This window comes from Effusibacillus lacus (genome assembly GCF_002335525.1).
In the GTDB taxonomy this organism is placed as follows: Bacteria; Bacillota; Bacilli; order Tumebacillales; family Effusibacillaceae; genus Effusibacillus; species Effusibacillus lacus.
Genome location: NZ_BDUF01000095.1, coordinates 116907 through 121059 on the forward strand (window position 1 = coordinate 116907; position 4153 = coordinate 121059).

Sequence of the window (4153 nt, forward strand, 5' to 3'; positions counted from 1 at the left end):
ATGACGGTTGACATCAGGGCCAATGATGCGGTCTTTCGGGCAACCGGTTCCAAAATCAAGTTTCCCGGATTCATGACCTTATACATTGAAGGGAATGATGAGGGGAAGGAAGAGGACGAGAAGTTTTTGCCGCCGCTGGAAGAAGGGCAAAGTTTACATCAGCCAAAACTGGATCCGAAACAGCATTTCACCCAACCGCCGCCTCGGTACACCGAAGCACGTCTGGTCAAGACCATGGAGGAGTTGGGGATCGGTCGCCCCAGTACCTATGCCCCGACCCTGGAGACCATCCAGAAAAGGGGTTACGTGCTCCTTCAGGAGAAGAAATTTGTGCCCACAGAACTTGGGGAAATTGTCGTAGAGATGATGAAGGAATTTTTTCCTCAAATCATCGACGTTGAGTTCACAGCAAACCTGGAAGAGAGCCTGGACGGCGTGGAAGAGGGCCAGGTGGACTGGGTGAAGATGCTGGACGACTTCTACGGCGACTTTGAGAAAGACCTGAAAACGGCAGAAGAAGAGATGAAACATGTGACGCTGCAGGAAGAAGTATCCGATGTGGCATGTGAGAAGTGCGGCCGGATGATGGTATATAAGCATGGACGCTTTGGCAAATTTCTTGCTTGTCCAGGGTTTCCGGAATGCCGGAATGCCAAACCGATTCTAAAGGAAGTGGGTGTCGCCTGCCCAAGGTGTGAGACCGGACAACTGGTAGAGCGTCAGGGCAAACGCAGGCGGGTATTCTACGGCTGCAACAACTATCCGGAATGCGACTTCATTCTTTGGGATCGCCCGGTGGGGAAAGCTTGTCCCGAATGCGGCCAACCTCTTGTCAGCAAACGGGCCGGCAAAGGAGAGAATTCGGAAAAGTGGGTGTGCTCCAATCCGGAATGTGCGCATCAGGAAGCACCGTCCCTGCCGGCTGCCGAAGAATCGGATCAATGAAAAGAATCTGACAGTCAAGTACTTTGGCGGGGACCATGACAAGGCAGAACCCTGTCAAAGTACTTGTTACATTGGCGGGAAATGATGTCTTGTAGGGGGAATCCTTTTGTCAAATCAAGTTACAGTTGTGGGGGCAGGATTGGCGGGGTCGGAAGCCGCCTGGCAGATCGCCAGGCAGGGTGTCAAAGTCCGTTTGTATGAAATGCGGCCTGTCGTGAAAACAGCCGCTCACATCAGCGGGAATTTTGCGGAGTTGGTTTGTTCGAATTCCCTTCGTGGTGCCAGTCTGTCCAATGCGGTCGGCTTGTTGAAGGAAGAAATGAGGCGTCTTGATTCGGTCATTATGGCTTCCGCCGACAAGACCTGTGTTCCCGCAGGCGGTGCCCTGGCGGTTGACAGGGATCTGTTTTCGCAAGAAGTGACGGAAAGAGTCACCGGACACCCAATGATTGAGGTCGTCCGGGAGGAAATCGGGGAAATTCCCTCTGATGGGATCGTTGTGATTGCAACCGGTCCACTGACGTCTCTGTCTTTGTCCCGCTCCATAGCAAACCTGACAGGGGAAGAATACCTGTATTTCTACGATGCGGCTGCCCCGATCGTTCACAAGGAATCCATCGACTTTGACAAGGTGTACATTGCGTCCCGGTATGACAAAGGGGAAGCGGCTTATATCAATTGCCCGATGACGGAGAAAGAATTTGACCGGTTTTACGAAGCACTGATTGCTGCGGAAGCCGCCCCTCTGAAGGAGTTTGAGAAAGAGGTTTACTTTGAGGGCTGCATGCCGATCGAAGTGATGGCCAAACGCGGGCGTCAGACCCTGCTGTTCGGACCGATGAAGCCGGTTGGGCTGCCTGATCCGCGGACCGGAAAAATTCCCTTTGCAGTGGTGCAGCTTCGACAGGATAATGCGGCAGCCACGCTGTACAATATCGTAGGGTTTCAGACCCATTTGAAATGGGGAGAGCAAGCGAGGGTGTTCCGCATGATACCGGGGCTGGAAAAGGCGGAGTTTGCCCGGTTTGGCGTCATGCACCGCAATACCTATATCAACTCCCCCAGGGTACTGAAACAAACCTACCAGTTGCAGAGCCGGGAGACCCTCTTTTTCGCGGGGCAGATCACGGGGGTGGAAGGGTACGTGGAATCGGCCGCTGCAGGTCTTATAGCGGGGATCAATGCGGGGCGGGTAGCCCGCGGACTGGACCCGCTTGTGTTTCCACGTGATACGGCAATTGGAGCTCTGGCTTATTACATTACTCATGCGGCACCGGATAATTTCCAGCCAATGAACGCCACTTTCGGCCTGCTTCCGTCGTTGGGAGAGAAAATCAGGGACAAGCGCCTCAAGAACGAAAAGATATCGGAACGAGCGCTTGCTTCTTTGACAGAGTTTATGGACACTTCACTGGATCAATCCGTGCGCGCCCGATAAAGGTTCAAGAAGAGGGCGGAGGAGAGGCTTATGACCAAACAGCAAGCGGTGGATTTGTTTCTGGAATACCTGCGAGTCGAGAAGAACGCATCCGTTCATACCATCGATGCCTATCAGAGCGATCTGGAACAGTTTTGTGCATTTCTTGCGGAGGAACAGATAGAGAAGTTCGGAGATGTGACACATGTGGGGATCCGGACGTTTTTGTCGCGCTTGTTTATGGCCAAAGCGGCACGCCGGACATTATCCCGGAAGGTCTCCTGCTTGCGTTCTTTCTATGATTTTTTGATGCGGGAGGGCATTGTCGACAAGAATCCCGCCAAGTCGGTGTCCACTCCCAAACTGGAAAAGCGCACACCGAATTTTCTTTACATTGAAGAAGTTACCCGGCTGGTGGAAGCGCCAACACCCGATGGCCCTCTGGGCTTGAGGGATCGGGCGATATTGGAGCTGCTGTACGCAACCGGCATTCGTGTGAGCGAATGCATGGGGTTGAGGCAGGAAGACTTCGATTTCGACATGGGTACGGTGCGAGTGTTCGGCAAAGGGGCCAAGGAAAGGATTGTGCTTGTAGGAAAGAAGGCGGCGGATGCTGTCCGGCTCTACCTTGAGAGGGGGAGGCCACAATTGCTGCCGGGCGGAGGATCGGGTTTGCAGAAGGCTTTATTTCTCAATTATCGGGGAGAACCTTTGTCTGTCCGGTCCGTGCGTCGAATCGTTGATAAATACATCCGGCAGGTGGCAGGCCAGAAGTCCATTTCTCCCCATGTTCTGAGGCATACCTTTGCTACCCATTTGCTGGATGCCGGAGCCGATCTCCGGGTGGTTCAGGAATTGTTGGGGCACGCAAGCCTGTCGAGCACCCAGATTTACACCCATACGACTAAAGAGAAACTGCTTCGCGTATATATGAATGCACACCCAAGAGCATAAAATTACCCCACCAAGTGACAAGCACTTGGCGGGGACCCCGAAAAATAAACTATGATGGGAGTCATTTTATGAATGGATTTCATGCGACAACAATATTTGCGGTCCGGAAAGACGGCAAATCGGCCATGGCCGGCGACGGACAGGTGACGTTTGGCAACAGCATGATCATGAAAAACGGAGCCAAAAAAGTGCGGCGTCTGTACCGCGGTGAAGTGGTGGCCGGTTTTGCAGGGTCTGTAGCCGACGCTTTCACTTTGTACGAAAAGTTTGAGGCAAAGCTTGAAGAATATCACGGCAATTTGCAGCGGGCTGCCGTCGAATTGGCCAAGGAATGGCGTTCGGACAAAATCCTGCACAAGCTGGAAGCGATGCTGATTGTAATGAACAGGGACCACTTGCTGTTGATTTCCGGCAATGGGGAAGTGATTGAGCCGGATGACGGAATCCTGGCCATCGGTTCCGGCGGGTCCTTTGCACTGGCGGCCGGTCGTGCGCTGGCCAGGCATTCCGATTTGCCGGCACGGGACATTGCCGAACAAGCATTGAAAATTGCTGCAGAAATTTGTGTCTTTACAAACTCCAACATCGTTGTGGAAGAGATCGATTAAGAGGGGGCAGGGCCATGAAAGGAAGCCTGACACCGAAACAGATTGTTGCCGAATTGGACCGGTACATTGTGGGGCAAAAACAGGCGAAGAAAATGGTTGCCGTGGCGCTTCGCAACCGCTACCGCCGCAGCTTGCTGCCAGATGAGATGCGCGATGAGGTGACACCCAAAAATATCCTGATGATCGGACCCACTGGTGTGGGCAAGACCGAAATTGCAAGACGGTTGGC

Annotated in this window: 4 protein-coding genes and 1 pseudogene; all 5 read left to right on the plus strand. The window is 53.2% G+C overall.

What is annotated here, in order from left to right:
* Window positions 1–945, plus strand: a 945-nt coding sequence (locus EFBL_RS21465; RefSeq protein WP_231705843.1) for a DNA topoisomerase, incomplete at its 5' end; no start/stop codon positions are given.
* 106 nt (window positions 946–1051) lie between these two features.
* Window positions 1052–2383, plus strand: a complete 1332-nt coding sequence (gene trmFO, locus EFBL_RS16495) for an FADH(2)-oxidizing methylenetetrahydrofolate--tRNA-(uracil(54)-C(5))-methyltransferase TrmFO (RefSeq protein WP_424955026.1) — start codon at window positions 1052–1054, stop codon at window positions 2381–2383.
* Window positions 2384–2413: 30 nt separating this feature from the next.
* Window positions 2414–3316, plus strand: coding sequence for a tyrosine recombinase XerC (gene xerC / locus EFBL_RS16500; RefSeq protein WP_096183234.1), 903 nt, complete (start codon window positions 2414–2416; stop codon window positions 3314–3316).
* Window positions 3317–3384: 68 nt separating this feature from the next.
* Window positions 3385–3924 (plus strand): ATP-dependent protease subunit HslV, encoded by a 540-nt coding sequence (gene hslV, locus EFBL_RS16505; protein ID WP_096183236.1) that lies wholly within the window; start codon window positions 3385–3387, stop codon window positions 3922–3924.
* 14 nt (window positions 3925–3938) lie between these two features.
* Window positions 3939–4153: pseudogene (locus EFBL_RS21470) on the plus strand (HslU--HslV peptidase ATPase subunit); the annotation flags it as partial.